General features: G+C 50.9%; 12 protein-coding genes and 1 tRNA gene. 7 read left to right on the forward strand and 6 right to left on the reverse strand.

What is annotated here, in order from left to right; genetic code table 11:
• The first annotated feature begins 6 nt into the window (after positions 1 to 6).
• Together glpE and glpG are read left to right on the forward strand one after the other, a co-directional pair.
• On the forward strand, positions 7 to 318 hold the full coding sequence (gene glpE, locus FJ444_RS18105) for a thiosulfate sulfurtransferase GlpE (protein WP_140960714.1): 312 nt from the start codon (positions 7 to 9) through the stop codon (positions 316 to 318).
• 2 nt (positions 319 to 320) lie between these two features.
• On the forward strand, positions 321 to 1,190 hold the full coding sequence (gene glpG, locus FJ444_RS18110; RefSeq protein ID WP_140960716.1) for a rhomboid family intramembrane serine protease GlpG: 870 nt from the start codon (positions 321 to 323) through the stop codon (positions 1,188 to 1,190).
• Between the two features lie 80 nt (positions 1,191 to 1,270).
• On the opposite strand, the gene FJ444_RS18115 is transcribed toward glpG, so the two are convergent.
• Complete coding sequence (locus FJ444_RS18115) at positions 1,271 to 1,675, reverse strand: flagellar basal body-associated protein FliL (protein WP_140960718.1); 405 nt, start codon at positions 1,673 to 1,675, stop codon at positions 1,271 to 1,273.
• Between the two features lie 177 nt (positions 1,676 to 1,852).
• Between FJ444_RS18115 and ubiA the strand changes: the two genes are divergently transcribed.
• Entirely contained in the window at positions 1,853 to 2,722 is an 870-nt protein-coding gene (gene ubiA / locus FJ444_RS18120; protein WP_140960720.1) for a 4-hydroxybenzoate octaprenyltransferase, read from the forward strand.
• A gap of 4 nt (positions 2,723 to 2,726) precedes the next feature.
• Here ubiA and FJ444_RS18125 read toward each other — a convergent pair whose 3' ends face one another.
• Positions 2,727 to 2,978: an accessory factor UbiK family protein gene (locus tag FJ444_RS18125; protein WP_140960722.1), complete on the reverse strand. Its 252-nt coding sequence runs from the start codon at positions 2,976 to 2,978 to the stop codon at positions 2,727 to 2,729.
• 173 nt (positions 2,979 to 3,151) lie between these two features.
• On the opposite strand from FJ444_RS18125, the gene rep reads away from it, so the two are divergent.
• Entirely contained in the window at positions 3,152 to 5,173 is a 2,022-nt protein-coding gene (rep, locus tag FJ444_RS18130) for a DNA helicase Rep (protein WP_140960724.1), read from the forward strand.
• A gap of 30 nt (positions 5,174 to 5,203) precedes the next feature.
• On the opposite strand, the gene FJ444_RS18135 is transcribed toward rep, so the two are convergent.
• From FJ444_RS18135 to FJ444_RS18145, 3 genes are all read right to left on the reverse strand, one after another.
• Complete coding sequence (locus FJ444_RS18135; RefSeq protein ID WP_140960726.1) at positions 5,204 to 7,834, reverse strand: EAL domain-containing protein; 2,631 nt, start codon at positions 7,832 to 7,834, stop codon at positions 5,204 to 5,206.
• Between the two features lie 169 nt (positions 7,835 to 8,003).
• Complete coding sequence (locus FJ444_RS18140; RefSeq protein ID WP_140960728.1) at positions 8,004 to 8,396, reverse strand: cytochrome c5 family protein; 393 nt, start codon at positions 8,394 to 8,396, stop codon at positions 8,004 to 8,006.
• A gap of 203 nt (positions 8,397 to 8,599) precedes the next feature.
• Positions 8,600 to 9,871, reverse strand: coding sequence for a hypothetical protein (locus FJ444_RS18145; protein ID WP_140960730.1), 1,272 nt, complete (start codon positions 9,869 to 9,871; stop codon positions 8,600 to 8,602).
• A 305-nt stretch (positions 9,872 to 10,176) separates the two neighbouring features.
• Here FJ444_RS18145 and FJ444_RS18150 point away from each other — a divergent pair.
• Positions 10,177 to 10,253 (forward strand) — tRNA-Arg (locus FJ444_RS18150).
• A gap of 414 nt (positions 10,254 to 10,667) precedes the next feature.
• Complete coding sequence (locus tag FJ444_RS18155; RefSeq protein ID WP_181405220.1) at positions 10,668 to 11,210, forward strand: ECF-type sigma factor; 543 nt, start codon at positions 10,668 to 10,670, stop codon at positions 11,208 to 11,210.
• On the opposite strand, the gene FJ444_RS18160 is transcribed toward FJ444_RS18155, so the two are convergent.
• Entirely contained in the window at positions 11,207 to 13,480 is a 2,274-nt protein-coding gene (locus FJ444_RS18160) for a serine/threonine-protein kinase (RefSeq protein WP_140960734.1), read from the reverse strand. The genes FJ444_RS18155 and FJ444_RS18160 overlap by 4 nt on opposite strands.
• 160 nt (positions 13,481 to 13,640) lie before the next feature.
• Between FJ444_RS18160 and FJ444_RS18165 the strand changes: the two genes are divergently transcribed.
• On the forward strand, positions 13,641 to 16,916 hold the full coding sequence (locus tag FJ444_RS18165; protein ID WP_140960736.1) for a hypothetical protein: 3,276 nt from the start codon (positions 13,641 to 13,643) through the stop codon (positions 16,914 to 16,916).
• Positions 16,917 to 16,926: the final 10 nt, after the last annotated feature.

The raw sequence follows: 16,926 nt of genomic DNA on the forward strand, positions 1-16,926 counted from the left end.
CTTATTATGCAAGCGTTTAAACATATTTCTGTGGCACAAGTTGCCGAACAACTTGGTGATGTTGTGGTAGCCGACATCCGTGATGCCGGCTCATTTCAGGCGGGTCACATCGAAGGGGCGGTTAACCTGTCGAATGACAACCTGGCTGAGTTTATGGAAAACACACCCAAAACTCAGCCCGTGGTAGTGGTGTGCTACCACGGTGTAAGCAGCCAACAGGCAGCGCAATACCTGGTTGGACAGGGCTATGAACAGGTATACAGCATGGACGGCGGTTTTGAAGGCTGGCGATTAGGTCAACCTGTGGCAACCAATTAACAGTGGCCAAACCCCTCATAGCGATTCGCCAGCTACGGTATGCCGACCTGCTGGCGAGCTATTTAACTTCCCAATATATCGATGTCACAGTTGTTCACGACGCCGCACAAGACCAATACGTCGTGCAGCTTCATAACGAGCAGGACATGGATAAGGCATTGGCAATTTGTCATGCGTTCGTGAAGGCCCCTAACGATCCAAAGTATCAGCAGGCGGCCTGGCAACACTCTGAACGCACTGATGTTATTACACCATCCAAACCCACATTCGATACAAAACGCTGGCTGATCTGGCTTCGCAGAGCACCATTTTGCGGGTCAATGTTGTTTATCTGCACCGCTGTGTTTGTGTTGTCGTTTCTGGGCTTGTTCCCCTTTATTAAAGACCAGCTAATGATTCAGCCGCTGGGGCAGCTTGCTCAAAATAACCAGTGGTGGCGATTACTTGGGCCTGCGTTTATCCATTTCAGTATGCTGCACTTTGTGTTTAACCTGCTGTGGTGGTGCATGCTGGGTGGGCGTATTGAACACAAGCTGGGTAGCAGTTTTTTGATTCTGCTATTTGTCATTACTGCGGTAGTGAGTAACCTGGCGCAACTGATCGCTGCAGGGCCCAACTTTGGTGGCTTGTCTGGCGTGGTGTACGGTGTACTGGGCTTTGTTTGGATCATTGGCTGGCTTCGCCCTACTTGGGGGATTAACCTGCCTAAACCGGTAATTGGCTTTATGCTGTTGTGGCTGGTGCTCGGCTATGTCGATATTCTGTGGGTGAGCATGGCCAATGCGGCCCATACTGCCGGCTTAATCAGCGGGTGTATCATTGCCTGGATGTTGCACCTGGGCTCGGGTAACAAGGCCAGTCCCGCACAGTAAGCGGAAACCGGTGCAGACAGATAAAACAAAAACGGCAATACACCGTATTGCCGTTCAGTTCATTCGCACCTCGTATCGCGCTAGCTTTGATGCAGGTACTTGGTAAAGATAATTTCTTTAATCACCGGAGCGCCGGTTTCTTTCGACATAGAATCCTGAAACGCAGCCAAAATAGCCCGGCGAATGTCTTCGCGTCCGGTTAGTGACTTCACTTTTTCTTCTGGCTGGCGGCCAAAAATTTCAATCGCAGTAGAGCGCAGCAATGGCATGTGGTGTTCAACTAACTCGAGTTGATCAACGTTGCCTACCATCACTTCAATCATTACCCGAACGTAGCCCAGTTTAATAGCACTGGTGCCCAGGTAATTGGTAACAATTTCAGGTTCAATACCAATATAGGCGTAAGAAGGTTTGTCCTGGGCAAGCGCCGGGGTGGCGAAGAATATGGAGCCCACTAACATAACCAGCAGAGCAAATTGCTTCATTAAGAAGATTTCCAGAAAATTTAATTGCTTAAATTCTAGTTGAGAGAACGAACACGTACAACCTACTTTAGATTAATGTCGTAGGCTTTAAAGGGTGTTACACTGCCATTTTTAAGCATTAAGCCCTGAAACAGAGCTAAATAGCCTGTTCGCGGCAGAGTACTTTGATTGTAAAACATGTTGTTGACGCTACAAAACCTTCCTCACTATAAACGCTTAATGCGGCTGGATAAGCCCATAGGTATTTACCTGCTGTTCTGGCCTACATTGTGGGCGTTAATGCTGGCAGCCAAAGGCATGCCGCCGCTGCTGGAACTGGTGGTGTTTACGCTGGGCGTGGTAGTGATGCGTTCGGCCGGGTGTGTGATCAACGACTATGCTGACAGGCACTTCGATGGCAGTGTTAAACGCACGAATACACGCCCGCTGGTGGCAGGGGATGTTACCGAGAAAGAAGCATTACAATTGTTCGCCATGCTCATTGGCGTGGCGTTCGTGCTGGTTTTACAGCTTAGCTGGCAAACTATCTTATTGTCGGTAGTGGCGCTTGGACTCGCCGCCTGCTACCCCTTTATGAAGCGTTATACGTATTTGCCTCAAGCTGTGTTAGGTGCGGCTTATGGCTGGTCGATTCCCATGGCCATTATGGCGGTGTACGGCGATATTCCCGCCTGGGGTTGGCTGCTATTCATCGCTAATCTGCTGTGGACGATTGCTTACGATACCTTGTACGCGATGGTCGACCGCGACGACGACGTGATCATTGGCATTAAATCCAGTGCCATTTTGTTTGGCCGGTTCGACAAACTGATTGTCGGCACGTTAGATATCATTGTGCTGGCTATGCTGGCAGTCGTGTTTGAACTAACCGGGCGGGGCTTGCTTGCTTACGTGGGACTGCTTGCGGCTGCTATGCTGTTTATTCACCAACATTACAGCATACGTTTTCGCGACAGAGACGCTTGCTTTAAAGCGTTCCTCGACAACCACTATGTGGGCATGGTGATTGCCATAGGATTAGCAGCCGACTACGCGTTCGCGCTGTAGCTGGCTATTTACCGGCTTGCTGGGCTTCAAGGGCAGCGATGCGGCTTTCCATGGCTTCCAGCTTTTCGCGGGTGCGAATTAACACCTGAGTTTGAATGTCGAACTCCTCACGTGTAACTAAATCCAGTTTAGACAGTTGTGCCTGTAACACCTGCTTAATTTTTCCTTCCGCTTCTTCGGCCATGTGTTTTACGCCGGGCGGAACAGAATCGGCAATCTGACGGGCAATCTCTTCCAGTTTCTTTGGATCTAACATGTGGGTGTCCTGATATTGCGTTTTACGTGAAGCTCTATTCTAAAGTGATTTGCAATACAATCAACACTCGGATTATTGCGCGGGGTCGATTACAATACCGCTCCTGCGTGTTCGCTATGCGCATCTGAGTCTGAAACTAAATTCACCGAGCCTTTTACGAGCTATTTGCGTACATGAAATTAAATCCCGCCCAAGAAACTGCTGTTACTTATGTGTCCGGCCCCTGTTTGGTGCTGGCCGGTGCGGGCAGTGGTAAAACCCGGGTGATCACCAATAAAATTGCCCACCTGGTACGCAATTGCGACATGCCAGCGCGCTACATTGCGGCGGTAACGTTTACCAATAAAGCGGCGCGGGAAATGAAAGAGCGTGTGGCACAAACGCTGGGTAAACCTGAGGCCAAAGGTCTGAAGGTGTCTACCTTTCACACTTTGGGCTTAAACATTATCAAGTCAGAAGTAAAAGCGCTGGGGTTAAAATCGGGTTTCTCGTTGTTCGACGATAAAGACACCATGGCACTGCTGAACGACCTGACCGCACATTCCATAGACGGCGATAAAGATCAGCTGAAACTCTTGCAGTCGTGCATTTCAAACTGGAAAAACGACCTGCTCACGCCTGATGTGCTGCTAAAAAAGGCGACCAGTCAGGGTGAAAAAGAATTCGCTGGTTACTATCAGGAATACCAGAATCACTTAAAAGCGTACAACGCCTTAGATTTCGACGACCTTATTATGCTGCCCACGTTGTTGCTGAAAGCCAACGAAGCGGCACGTACCAAATGGCAGTCGCGCATTCGCTATTTGCTGGTGGATGAGTACCAGGACACCAACACCAGTCAGTATGAACTGGTAAAACTGCTGGTGGGTGAGCGCGCAAGGTTTACCGTGGTGGGCGACGATGACCAGTCTATCTACTCCTGGCGGGGCGCCAGACCACAAAACCTGAACCTGTTGCAGGAAGATTTCCCGCGCCTGAAGGTAATCAAGCTTGAGCAAAACTACCGCTCCTCCGGTCGCATTCTGCACTGCGCGAATATCCTGATCCAAAATAACCCGCATATCTTCGACAAAACCCTGTTTTCAGCATTGGGCTACGGTGATCACCTGCGCGTACTGGTGGCAAAAAACGAAGAGCACGAAGCTGAGCGGGTGGTGGCAGAACTGCTGGCGCATAAGTTTACCAATCGCACGCAGTTCAAAGATTACGCCATCTTGTATCGGGGTAACCACCAAAGCCGGTTGTTTGAAAAGTTGCTGATGAGTAACCGTATTCCCTACAAAATCAGCGGTGGGATGTCGTTCTTTGGACGCACCGAAATTAAAGGCATCATGTCTTACCTTCGCCTGCTGGTGAATCAGGACGACGACAACGCGTTATTGCGTATTATTAACACCCCAAGCCGGGGCGTAGGCAGGGCAACCCTGGAAAAACTGGGTAACTTTGCCAACCACCTGGGTGTGTCGATGTTCGAAGCGGCCTGTCACGACAGTTTAAACAGCGTATTAAGCGGCAAGGGCTATCTGGCGGTACACAACTTTGCGCGCTGGATTGTTACGCTGTCGGATGAAGCTGTTCGCGGAGATACCGCCGCCACACTGCGCGGCATGATCCGCGCAATGAGTTATGAAGAATGGTTGTACGAACATAGCCCAAGCCCTAAGGCGGCAGAAATGGCCATGGCCAACGTGAGTACGTTATTTGGCTGGGTAACCGACATGCTGGAAGGCAATGAACTTGATGCGCCCATGACGTTACAGGAGGTGGTAAACCGCCTGATCCTGCGTGACATGATGGAGCGTGGCGAAGAAGACGGTGAAGCCGATCAGGTTCAGCTGATGACCTTACACGCCTCTAAAGGTTTGGAATTCCCTATTGTGTTCCTGGTTGGCATGGAAGAGGGATTGCTGCCGCATCAGAGCAGCATTGATGAAGACAACGTAGAAGAAGAGCGCCGGTTGGCCTACGTGGGCATTACCCGAGCTCAGCGCGAACTCATTTTTACGTTGTCGAAAGAACGTCGTCAGTTCGGTGAACTGATCCAGCCCGAGCCCAGCCGCTTCCTGTATGAGCTGCCACCCGACGATCTGCAATGGGAAGATAAAAAGAAAACCGTAACAGCAGAAGAGCGCCAGCAAAAAGGGCAGGCGAGTATTGCCAATTTACGCAGTATGTTAGGGCAGTCGAAAAGTTAGCGTGTGCGCCGTTTAGCCTGGTTGGTGGGCTTATTTGGCTTCTGAGCTATGGCTTTTTGTATTTACCTGCATGCTGGGCAGCAACTGCGGTGGCTCAAGGAATCGTCCTTGTCCGTATACACACTCAATTTCTTTGAGGGCGTCCAGTTGCGAGATGGAATCTATCCCTTCTGCGATCACATCAAACTTCAAATGGCCCGAAATTAACATAACCGACTGGATCAGTTTTACGTTGCGCAGTGAGCGTGGCAGCGACTTAATAAACCGGTGGTCTATCTTGATAAAATCGAAGGGGTACGAGAACAAATAGCTCAGTGACGCCAGTCCGCTACCAAAGTTATCCAGTACCAGCGTTACACCGGCGCGTTTGAGCTTTTTAATAGCAGGCAATATGTACTGCGAACGGCGATTCAAATCGTTTTCGTCAAACTCAAATACCAACTGCGACGGCTTCACGCCCGACTCATTAATAATGGCCAGGATCTTGTTAACCAGCGAAGCTTGCAACAAGTGGTTAATAGACACGTTAACGCCAATACGCGGCTCGCGTCCGGCGTGGGCGGTTTTCGGCCACGATGCTAATAGCTGACATGCAGTGCGAAGCTGATACATATCCAAATCGAGGATCAAACCACTGTGCTCGGCAACCTGGCGGAATTGCTCGCGCGCCACTTTGCCAATGGTGGGGTGTACCCAGCGAACATAAATTTCGTGGTAAAGCGGCTGCTGATTACGAAGATCAACAATCGGCTGTATATAGCACTCAAATTCCGAATCGCGCAGCGAACGGCGAAATTCGTTTTCCAGCTCCAGTTCTTCCAGTAAGCGCTCGCGCATACTTTTATCGAACATCACATAACGGCCACGGCCCAGTGATTTGGCCTGATACATGGCTGCGTCGGCGTCGCGGATCACTTCGTCGGCGCTACGGTAGTAGTTTTCAAGATGTGCAATGCCAATACTCGCACCCGAATACATTTCTTTGCCGTCTAAAATAAACGGCTCAGAAATAGACTGGATAATGCGCGCAGACACTTCCTGCACATCATTGGAATCGGCAAAGGCGTCCAGCAACAACACAAATTCATCGCCACCTAAACGGGCCAGTAAATCGTGACCGCGAATACAGTGGGTGATGCGTTTGGACACTTCAATTAAGAATTCGTCGCCGGCATGGTGACCCAGTGTATCGTTAATGATCTTAAAGCGGTCCAGATCGATAAACAGCACTGCAAACATGTTTTCTGGATGGCGCTGCTTGTTGGCAATGGCCAGTTCAAGGCGGCTGGTAAACATAGCGCGGTTGGGCAAGTCGGTAAGCGCATCGTGATGGGCGTCGTGGATCAGCTTGCGCTCAATTTCTTTACGTTCTTCAATTTGCTGGCGTAACACTTCGTTGGCTTCGTTTAGCTCCTGCGTGCGGGCTTCAACGCGCTCTTCCAGCTGCTCGTTGTATGCCTGAATCGCATCTGCCCTGAATTTGCGCTCCAATGCTACCGCAATGTGGTGCGATACAAAGCGCAGTAATTCCAGATCGCGCGGCGTGTACTTGGCCGACTTACCGTAGGTTTGCACGGCAATCACACCGTAAACTTCGCCGTCGATAATCAGTGGTGAACCCAGCCAGGAGTTTGCTTGTTGCAAAATTTCCTGGGCTACCGATACATCAATTTCACCCGATTCTGTGAGCGATAAAATACGCGATGGGTCAATTAGTTCAGCCTGTCCCCGGCGAATAACGAATTCGGTAAGGCCAAGGCCCAATGCCCGGCGACCCGGCATTAACGCCTGGGTATCGCTAAAATACGGAAAATCCAGGTACTCGCGGGTGTCATCCAGCGTGGCAATGTAACAGTTTGGTGCACTGATCAAGCGGGCCAGAATATCGTGCAGTGCCTCGTAAAACGAATCCATATCCTTGCCGGCGGTGGCCGACAATTCCGATATTTCAAACAGTGCTTGTTGCAACGACTCTACCTTTTGGCGTTCCAGAATTTCTTCTTGTAAGTCGTCGTTGATTTGGCGTAACTGGCGTGTGCGTTCACGAATAGTGCGCTCGGTTAACTCGCGGTTTTTAACCCGGTCTACCGTGGTAACAATGTGCTGAGATACGAACAGCAATACCTCTAAATCTTCGTGGGTGTAGGCCACATTGGGATCGTAAGTTTGTACCACCATGGCACCAATCACCTGGTTACCACGTTTTAAGGGGACGCCCAGTAATTCATGTGGCGGGCTGCCAATTTCCTCAACCTGAACCTGTCGCTTGAATTCTTCTTTGTCTTCGTTGCGATAAAAGATGTGGTTGCCGGTATTGAGTATGTAACCAGTGAAGCCGTGCTTGAGCTTTTCTGCGGGGAGTTGCTTAATTACTTGCTCGTCGAATTCGTCAACAAAATACGCCATGTTCACGTATTCACTGTCGGCGTCGCAAAACGCAACGAAGAAATTTTCAGCTTCCATAAAGTCGCCGATAATTTCGTGAATAGCCGTATACAGATGAGACAAATTGCTCACCGAACTGGCTAATTCAGAAATATTAAACAGTGCCTTTTGAACGCGTTCGGCACGTTTATATTTGTCGGTAAGTTGTTGAAGTTGAGGAATAAGCTCCCTTAACTCCTCTTCAGACAACTCATATTTTGACGAATCGGATGACATGAAATTTGCTGCCAGCGCTCCTGCACACGGTAAACGATTAACGTACCTTATTCGCAACAAAAATTCTAGCGCTTATTCAAGCGCCAGAATTCTAAAAATAAGGCAAATTTTTGCAGCAGTGAGAAGCGCTTACCTGAGCGCAGAATTGGCTCAGACTGGCTAAATCAGCTTATACGCCTTCGGTCATGTACTCGATGGCAGCTTTGATATCATCATCGCTACACGCGCCACAGGTACCGCGAGGAGGCATTGCATTGAAGCCATTAATGGCGTGAGATAAAACGGTGTCGAAACCTTGATCAAGACGCGGTTTCCAGTCTGCTGCGTTGTGTAAGCGAGGTGCACCCAGCACACCAGAGCCATGACACGCTATGCACGCTTTTTTGTAAACATCTTCACCAGACAAAGCGCCTGCAGGAGCAGCGGCAGCCGCGCCAGCAACGTGAACAGCACCCACTGGCTTAATACGCTCTTTAATTGCGTCGTTAGACATTTGTTGCGCATTTACTGCGAAAACTGCAAAAAAAGCAGCGCCCATAGCTAACAAAGTTTTTAATTTCACTTTCGTCTCCAGGCAATACGGTCTTAAAAACATTAATCCGCATGATTATAAAGGTTAAAACGGCGGCGACAACTGTTTGAGACTAATTGATTAGCCAAACTACAACAAAATATGTAGAAAACTGCATTTTTTAGCCGCCTCACAGGCATTTAGATCACCGCACCTGCCAATATTCAGGCCGTCCAATGTAAAAACAGAGCAGATTAGTGTGCAAGCAATTGTGCCATGCTTTGATCCAGTGTGGCTTGCATAGCCATAGCCGCCCTGCCAACCGCTGCATCGTTAATGCCTGGCACTTCTGACTGCACGGCTAACGTAAATTCCCGGCCGCCCTGAACCATAGGCAAACAGACATGCGCAAGCAGTACTGTTTCACCCTGTTGCCGGGTTTCACTGGGGCCTGCGCCGATTTTTTGGAATATACGCCATTTCCCCGCAGTGAGTTCATCCAGCACCACGTTAGGTTCGCGTTTATCACCTGGCGCCAGGGTAGCAGCAATTGAACGCGCCAGCATAAGCCCAATTCCCGACATCATACCGCCCACGTTGCCAGCCGCACTGTTATGGCCCGGCGCATAAAGCAGCATGGTGAGGTCGCTGTTATCAAACCCAGGTAATTGTGTGAGTGGTTCGCGTTCGCCCGACATCAAGCGCTTTAAAAACTCCGCTTCGGCCAGCGTAGACATTGGCTTGTTACCGGTTAGTCCGCAATCGTCGCAGCGATAGGATTGATAACCCGGATCGTCTGGCCCTTCCGCATAGTGTGCAACGGGGTGGGAATAGCTCAGCGACGCGGAAGTCCATAAGTCAGATTCAGGCATAAACGCCACCGGCCCATAAGCCCCACGAAATCGCACATTGGCGTTTGGCGTGTTTATCCAGCCACTATGAAACAACTGCGTTAAATAATCGCGCCCCGCCACATTGGCAAAGTACGTTGCAATGGCATTGGAATTGCCATCGGCCACGCCCGCTTCGGCATAGCTGTGTACACTGGTTACCAAATCGGCCAAATGCGCATTACCTACCAAGGTATCTGCCGCAACACCCGGTTCAAATTTGCTGAGCGCCCCTACAATGGCCATTACCTTAGACGAGCTCCAGGGCTCATACACCACACTCTGTGTATTGGCATTGGCTAAATAGCGATACCCCAGGCCTGAAGGGGTTTGCGCGTAGTCGATCACCGTAATCTTACTTTGCGAAGCCGGTACGTTAAAAAAGGCCCAGTCATGGGCAACACGATTGTGCCAACCCGCACTCATCCCAGACTCCGCAACCGTTTTATAGTCAGCAGAATCCAGCGCCCGCACACACGAGGGTAAATAATGCGAAGTATCAGCCGGTTCGTAAGGCGCCGCACTAAACACATCTTCATAAAACGCCAAATCACTTTGTTCATCGGCGCTACACACGTTAATTCCTACCACAAAACAGGCTAAAAACGGTGAGGCAAAACACAGTAGTTTACGCATAAAATACCCGGGTATTGAACGAGTTAACCAGCCTAGGGTATTCGAAAGGAATAAGCAAAACCTGTGTGCATTGACCAAAAACCAACCAACCCAACACCCCATTTGAATTTTTACTGTAAATCTTGCAGCCGACCTCTTATAATGCGCCACTCAATACGCACCCGTAGCTCAGCTGGGTGAGTACCGTTCGCCTCAGGCGATTCGGGGTGACTTAACGTCACGCCGAAAGGCACGCAACGCCGCAACAGGACGTTGCGGCTGGAATGACCCACCAGGGACGGGTCAGAAACAAGTTCATAAAGTACGCACCCGTAGCTCAGCTGGATAGAGCGTTGCCCTCCGGAGGCAAAGGTCATAGGTTCGAATCCTATCGGGTGCGCCAGATATAAAAGAACCAGCCTTGTGCTGGTTTTTTTGTGTCTGCTGTATTCCGTGGATGAGAACCTAAGTTCGACAAAATTGCAGGGAGCAATTTTGAACGCGCTTTAGCGCGGCCCGAAGGGCGAGGCGCAGGACGCGCCGAGTAATCCTATCGGGTGCGCCATTCTCTTTATGAGTGATGGCAATGCAAGTCAATGGAATTTCGCCAATGCACCAGAAGTGAAAATAACTGCGAACGCATAAATTCATCCGTGGCAACCCGTTATCTTCATTCAGCAATGCCGCTCACTTCTGCCTACTCAGCCCGCGCTTAAATTACACGCTCACATAATCCGCAACGGATCCGCCAACACATTTTGTACTCGCATCAAAAGCATGAAATACTGAGCTTCTCATGGAGGTGAGGAGTAAAGCCTTGAGTGTAAGTAATCTTAACTATCAAACCGATACTGCTGCGGTTGAGCAGTTAACTGCCAGTCTTTACGAGCAATTAAAAAAGGTAGCCAGCACACAGCGATGGATCATTGGCACTGGTAGCGAAACATTGTGTACTACAGTGCTGGTGCATGAATCGTTTTTACGGCTTCGCGATGTACACAACTGGCAAGACGCAAACCACTTTTTGCGCACCGCCAGCAAGGCAATGCGATTTGCCCTTATCGACTACATTCGTTCGCAAACGTCCAGTAAACGCAATGCGCTGGACTTGCAAAGCTGGGTCACAATTCTGGACGGGCAAACACCACCCGGAGACTGGTTGCTTGAGCTTGACCAAGCCATTATTGCGCTGGAAAAAGAAAACGAGCGGCTTGCCCGGGTAGTAGAATGTTTGTTCTTTGCTGGCTTAACCGAGCAGGAAACCGCCAGCTTGCTGGGCATAAATGAACGCACCGTGCGGCGCGACTGGCAAAAAGCCAGAAGCTGGTTGTGCGTAACGTTAAGCGAGCAGTTACGCTAGAAACTGGCCAGCCGTCCGGCAAACTCTGCCGACACATGTTCCCGTGCTTTTTCGAGCACAGCTAGTGTAGCTGCCTTGTCCTCTTGTGATGAAAAGTAAAAGTACGCACTTTGCAGGGCGGTTTTAAGCTTGGCTTCTGTTTCCAGTTCCGACTGCAATGCTTTGTTGAACAGGACATCAAAACAGGTTGAGCTGCCAAGGCCCAGCAGCGCGTCAATTTCACACAACTGCGCTTCTATACCAAACGCTACCTGATGCTCCGACAGCGCCAGTGTTTGCATGTCTGCCAATGCCATTTCTGCCAGCTGTTTGGCTTCCTCTAATTCACCGGCGTCCAGTTTTAAGTTAATCAACCCGTTGATTTCTGCCGTTGCAAAAAGCGATGGGCCCAGGCTTTGCCGACGGGCACGAACCACTTCTTCGAGTAACTGTTTGGCTTCACTGTGTTTGCCGCTGGAATCCATGGCATAAGCCAGTAAATTCTGGGTGGCAAAATACCCACTGCTTTTGCCTAAACCATCGCGTTGCATTAACTGTAATGCCTGATTTGCATGGGCGGAACCGGCTTCCCACTGGCCGTTCAGAATGTACGATTTTGCCAGTGATCCATACAAACTGGCGATGGTGCCGGTGTTATTTGGGTACTGCTGCTCAGCTTCGTCTATGAGCTGGGTTAAGCGGGTAATGGCTTGGTTTAATCCGGCCTCATCTCTGGCGGCCTTTACTACCGTAAGATGATTGCTGAGTTTTCTAACCAAAAAATACTCGTAGTTGAATTCCTGTTGATTACGCTCAAAAAACGCTGCTGCTTTATCGAGTGCGAGCGTGGCATCCTGATCCCGATTTACGCCGTTTAGTGCCTCGGCGTAGCCAAAATAAAACCACGCCTGCTGATAGGCGTCGCCCTGGCTTACAAAAGGCTCTGCTTTTACAAATACGGCTACGGCGTGTTCGGGTTTATTCATGTCCTGATAGAGCCTGCCCATTTCAACTAACACCGGCAGTAACTGCGTGGCATTGTTGGGAAGCTGGCTGAGCAGGTCGTTAATGGTGGCTTCCAGCGCAGCATCAGCCGGTAAAAATTGTCCTTCGGCTAATGAATTTCTGAACACCTGCGACAGGTAATGTTTGGTAACGGCCATGCGCTGTTCACTGCGGCTTAGCTGGTCGCGTTCAATAATGGCGCGCTGCCCCTGAATCAACGCTACGCCTAGTAAGCAGGCAACGGTAAATGCCAGCACACTTCCCCATGGATTGCGCCGCACAAAGCAACGCAGTACATAAGCCATGCCGCCGTAATGTTTAACAGGGCGTTTATCCAGCAGAGCTTCAATGTCCTGACGCAAAGCAAGCACCGACGAATAACGCTGCTGAGGATGAGTTGCGCAGGCCTTGTTGATGATGGCGGCCAGCTCACCCGGCAATAAAGCTAACTGAGTATGTTGTAGCGCTGATTCGGCAAACATGGCTTTTACCAGCAGCCCCAGGTTTGATTGATTACGTCCGGGTTTGTCACCGGAACACAGGCTATACAGCACCAGTCCAAGGCTATAGATATCCTGGGTTACCTCAGGCGTGGCCTGCTGCCACACTTCTGGTGCCGAATAAGCTGGTGTACCCGCCTCTTTCGTCTGTGCATCCCCGGGTTCAGCGCTGATCCCAAAATCCAGCAACTTTAGCGAGCCGTCTTCGGCTACGATCATGTTTTCTGGTTTGATATCGCGGTGAATTAACCCAAAACTATGCAAATATGCTACCGCCTCGCAAATCCGTAAAAACAGTTTCAGACGTTCCCGCTGAGGCAATTGGTGCTGCTGGCAGTATTCCACTGGATCGCAACCCTTAAGATATTCAACTACCATAAACAGCGTATTGTCGGGGGTTTTGCCACCGTCGATGAGCCTGGCAATGTTCGGGTGGTTGAGTTTAGCCAGACGGCGTCGCTCCAAGGCAAACAGATTGGTGTCGCTCTCTTGCGGTTGCTTAACTAGCTTCAGGGCGGCGGGTTCTTTGTGTACATCGTCGTTGCGGGTAACCAAATAAATGTTACCGCTGCCGCCGGTGGCTATTTTTTCCTGCAAGCGCCACACGCCCAATTGATCATAGGGCAAGGGCTCGTGATGTTGCGGCTTATCAGAATCATAAACAAACAGCATTTTGTGCAGGGTATCTGCAATACGGGGTGACACGGTTTTAATGGCGGCCAGTTCAACGTCGCGCTGTGCAGCTGGGAGTGCCACTAACTTCTCAAACGTTTCAATTACATCCATTTTCCAAACCGTCCATTAAAGCCAACTGCCTGTATTGTGTGCGACTACTCCAAAAAATAACAAGCCCTGTTTGTGTTTTTTCCACCACCTTGTCCGCTTTTCAGTGCGCTTTGCGATTAATCAGGTAAACCCCAATACCCAGTGTGAGTGATTGTTTGTTATGCGCGTTCTGAAATTAATGGTTTTGCTGCTGCTCTGGCAGGGGCCGGTACTTGCCGATACCCGTTGCCCGGTGATCTATACCGGTAACCAGGGGGCAACCCTGAATCCGGGCGAGGTAGTAAGCTCACCTGATGTACCCGTAGCGGATCCATCGGGTTTATTTGCCTGGGTAAAAACCGGCCAGCATGACGGCTACCTGTTACCTGTTGAAGGCGATGCCAGTAAGCTGCATTTTAACCTGTTATGGCACCCAGCGTTGCCGTGGCAGGGCGGGCAGGCGCAAATTGTGTTAACCAATGGTGAGACTGCCTGCCCAGCGGTTACCGTTAACATTGCACCGTTGCAGCGGGCTGATGGCGCGTTTGATGCCATGTTAGCGTTGCTACGCCAAGGCGTAGATAACGAAAGCGTGCCATTGGGTCAGGATTACGAGAGTCTGAGTACCCAAACCGACAGCGGCGTGCCGGCATGGCAGGTGCTGGCGGCATTTTCTGCATCGCTGTACGACAATGACGATCCAAACGGTTTTGCCAATGCGCTGGCGCAGTTGCGTGCCGACCCCGAATTAAGTGAATCGCTGGCACTCATGGAAGGCTTGTTATTTGCCACTGGCATATTGGAAACCATGTACAACGACCTTGATTTAAGGGCTGAGGCATTGCGAGCGCCGGATAACACCGAACCCATGCCGCCGCAGTCGCAATTGTGGCGGCTGCCCGATGCGGCGCTTCGCCAATGGTATCCCCACACAGCATTAACCCCGCTGTTATACGAGCCTGAACTACACGACACCGCGCTTCAAATGCAGGTGAATGCCAGCACAAATGCCCCTGCGCCGTCACTTAACATTGCCGTATTTAAGGATGCCAGGTCGTTGTCGGAAGCCATGTATGCACAGTTTCACTCTGAAACCGGCTTATTGCCCGATGTGCAGATATATCGCGACGCGGCGGGCTCATTACTTACTGCAGGCAGTGCGCTTGCCACGGCACATGGTGCCAAGCTACTTGCCTCTTTTTACAGCCGGGTAGGCGAGGGGTTGTTCCTGTGGACCATGCTGGACAAACTGCGCGACGGCCTGTATCCCAACGCGATGATCGACATGAAAATAGACGCGTCGAACAACCTTATTTACGTTCAGTCTAAACCCGATAGCGGTGTAGTGAATGCGATTTGGGTAACGCCCAAGGCCAAAGGGCTGGATATGAGCAAGATTGCACTGGACTTTGTATTGCAGGTGTTACCAGTGAATAAGGTGGCAGGCGCGCGCTCTGGATCTCACGCCCGGCGAACCGCAAATCACGAAATTCTGGGGCGACCACTCACTGGCGCGGCCGAACAACAGTTTCAGCGTACCTTACAAAAAGCCCACCTGAACGACGGCATGCTGGAAGGGGTACTCGATACGTCAAAGTGGACAATACTGGGTAAGATCATTGAAAAACTGCCGGGCAATGGTGTGATTGCGCCATTTACTTATCCGCCGGTGAATATTTATCAGCGCGGCTATGTGGATTTGAAACTGTCTAAAACCGGCGTGGTTACGGTGGATTTTCCGGAAGACGGACTCATGGTGTATCAGGCGTCGGCGGCAGGCCGGGTGCTGCTAAATGCGTACACCCGTTCAGGCAAGTTTGGTAACACCAACGCCACGGCAGAGTACGAAGTGCGGGTAAGAGAAAGCCAAGGGCTTTACATTAGCCCAGCCAATCCCATTGTGATGCCCGGTGAATCGGTGCGGTTATTCATTGCTTGGGGTGGTGAAGAGCAGGCGCTGCCGCCTCAGTTTGCAGTGAACGTAGATACTTTACCGGGTGGGCATCAGTTTACGCTATCCAGTAAACCCGAACGCCTTACCATAAACGGCTATCCGCAGTGGGCATACACACTGGATGTAACCACCCTAAGCAACATGCAGTTGTTTCCGGTGCACGTAACGGCTTCATTAAAAAGCCGGCCAGAAATATCGGCAAAAGCGCGCATCGACCCTACTGCCATAGTGCCCGGCACCGGCTGTATTGAACCTGATAGCAGCGTAACGTTCTCAGTGCCGATAACCGGCGGTAAGAGCATGCCGGGTATAAGCTGGCGGGTGGCGCAGGGGCCAGGGCAAATTAATCAGAGCGGCCTGTATGAGGCGCCCGCCAACGCTAAAAAAGGCGAACAGGTACGTATTGAAGCCCGCTCACCCAAAGGCATGGTACTTACCCGTGATATGCGTTTGTCTTGCGGGTGCGAATGGCGCTTAAACGCCTATGGGCAGCAGTGGGAAGGCAACAATGTGTATGTTACCCGCTACAACGACACTAACAACCAGCCCAGCCATATGTTGCATGCGGGTAATGAGGATTCAACCATTGTGGTGGCGTCGGGGCAGGCGCCGCAACTGGGCTCACTGCTGGGCGTACTGAATGCAACGGTGGGGGCGTATAACCTGTTCACCAACGGCTGCAACGACGAAAACCGCGATAACCTGTGCGATCCGGACGAGCCGCGCGAAGGCGACCCGGTTGCGCCGCCCCCTGCCAGTTATACCATTACCGCCACCGACGGCGGTTTTGTGCAAGGCGTGATCTCGGGGCAAGCCATTGAAGGACACCGGCTCACGGGTAAACAGTCTATTCTGCCTGCTACACCCTTTAGCTTTCATTTTCGCGCAAAAGTGGCGCAGTTTAACATGCAGGATTTGGGCATTGCTCAGGCACTGGCGATGTCTGCGGGGGATACCTCTGAACAAACGCTGGCGCAATTTGCGCAATTAGGAGCCTTGTTTGGTGGTGAGAGCTGCAATACCGATCCGGAATGGGAAGATGCAAAGCGCAGGCGGGGGCCTAACGGGCAAGACGATGATGACGCGTATACCTACCCGGAGGAAGACGACAGCGCACAACCCCCTGAGGATGACTCAGGGCAAATGGAAACCGAAGATACTGATAACCCCTATGACTACGCCGATAACGATGAAAATGCCGACGGCGCCGATTCATCGCAAAGCACCAATGCGTTGCCCGACCACAGCATTCCCCTGCTGCCGGAGCTAACCTGCATAGCGCAGGGTCAGGTAATTAATTTTCACTTGCCGCCTACCCATAGCCCGCTGCGCGAGATGTTGGTGATAAAAGTAGATGAAACAAGGCAACTGGGCCCCGACTGGCGCTACCAGGCACCGGCAGTATTCAGTAGCCCATTTGTGCGCGTAGGCTTGTATGAGAAGTATACAGGCATGCGACTAGCCAATTATATTTACCCGGCTGGCTGTAGCCAGCCGCACTAAAGGATTAGCC

This window comes from Aestuariibacter sp. GS-14 (genome assembly GCF_006494365.1).
In the GTDB taxonomy this organism is placed as follows: Bacteria; Pseudomonadota; Gammaproteobacteria; order Enterobacterales; family Alteromonadaceae; genus Alteromonas; species Alteromonas mangrovi.

Coding starts and splice junctions, on each gene's coding strand:
- glpE (WP_140960714.1), top strand. CDS start 7: ATGCAAGCGTTTAAACATATTTCTGTGGCACAAGTTGCCGAACAACTT.
- FJ444_RS18115 (WP_140960718.1), bottom strand. CDS start 1,675: ATGAAGCAATTTGCTCTGCTGGTTATGTTAGTGGGCTCCATATTCTTC.
- ubiA (WP_140960720.1), top strand. CDS start 1,853: ATGTTGTTGACGCTACAAAACCTTCCTCACTATAAACGCTTAATGCGG.
- FJ444_RS18125 (WP_140960722.1), bottom strand. CDS start 2,978: ATGTTAGATCCAAAGAAACTGGAAGAGATTGCCCGTCAGATTGCCGAT.
- rep (WP_140960724.1), top strand. CDS start 3,152: ATGAAATTAAATCCCGCCCAAGAAACTGCTGTTACTTATGTGTCCGGC.
- FJ444_RS18135 (WP_140960726.1), bottom strand. CDS start 7,834: ATGTCATCCGATTCGTCAAAATATGAGTTGTCTGAAGAGGAGTTAAGG.
- FJ444_RS18145 (WP_140960730.1), bottom strand. CDS start 9,871: ATGCGTAAACTACTGTGTTTTGCCTCACCGTTTTTAGCCTGTTTTGTG.
- FJ444_RS18160 (WP_140960734.1), bottom strand. CDS start 13,480: ATGGATGTAATTGAAACGTTTGAGAAGTTAGTGGCACTCCCAGCTGCA.
- FJ444_RS18165 (WP_140960736.1), top strand. CDS start 13,641: ATGCGCGTTCTGAAATTAATGGTTTTGCTGCTGCTCTGGCAGGGGCCG.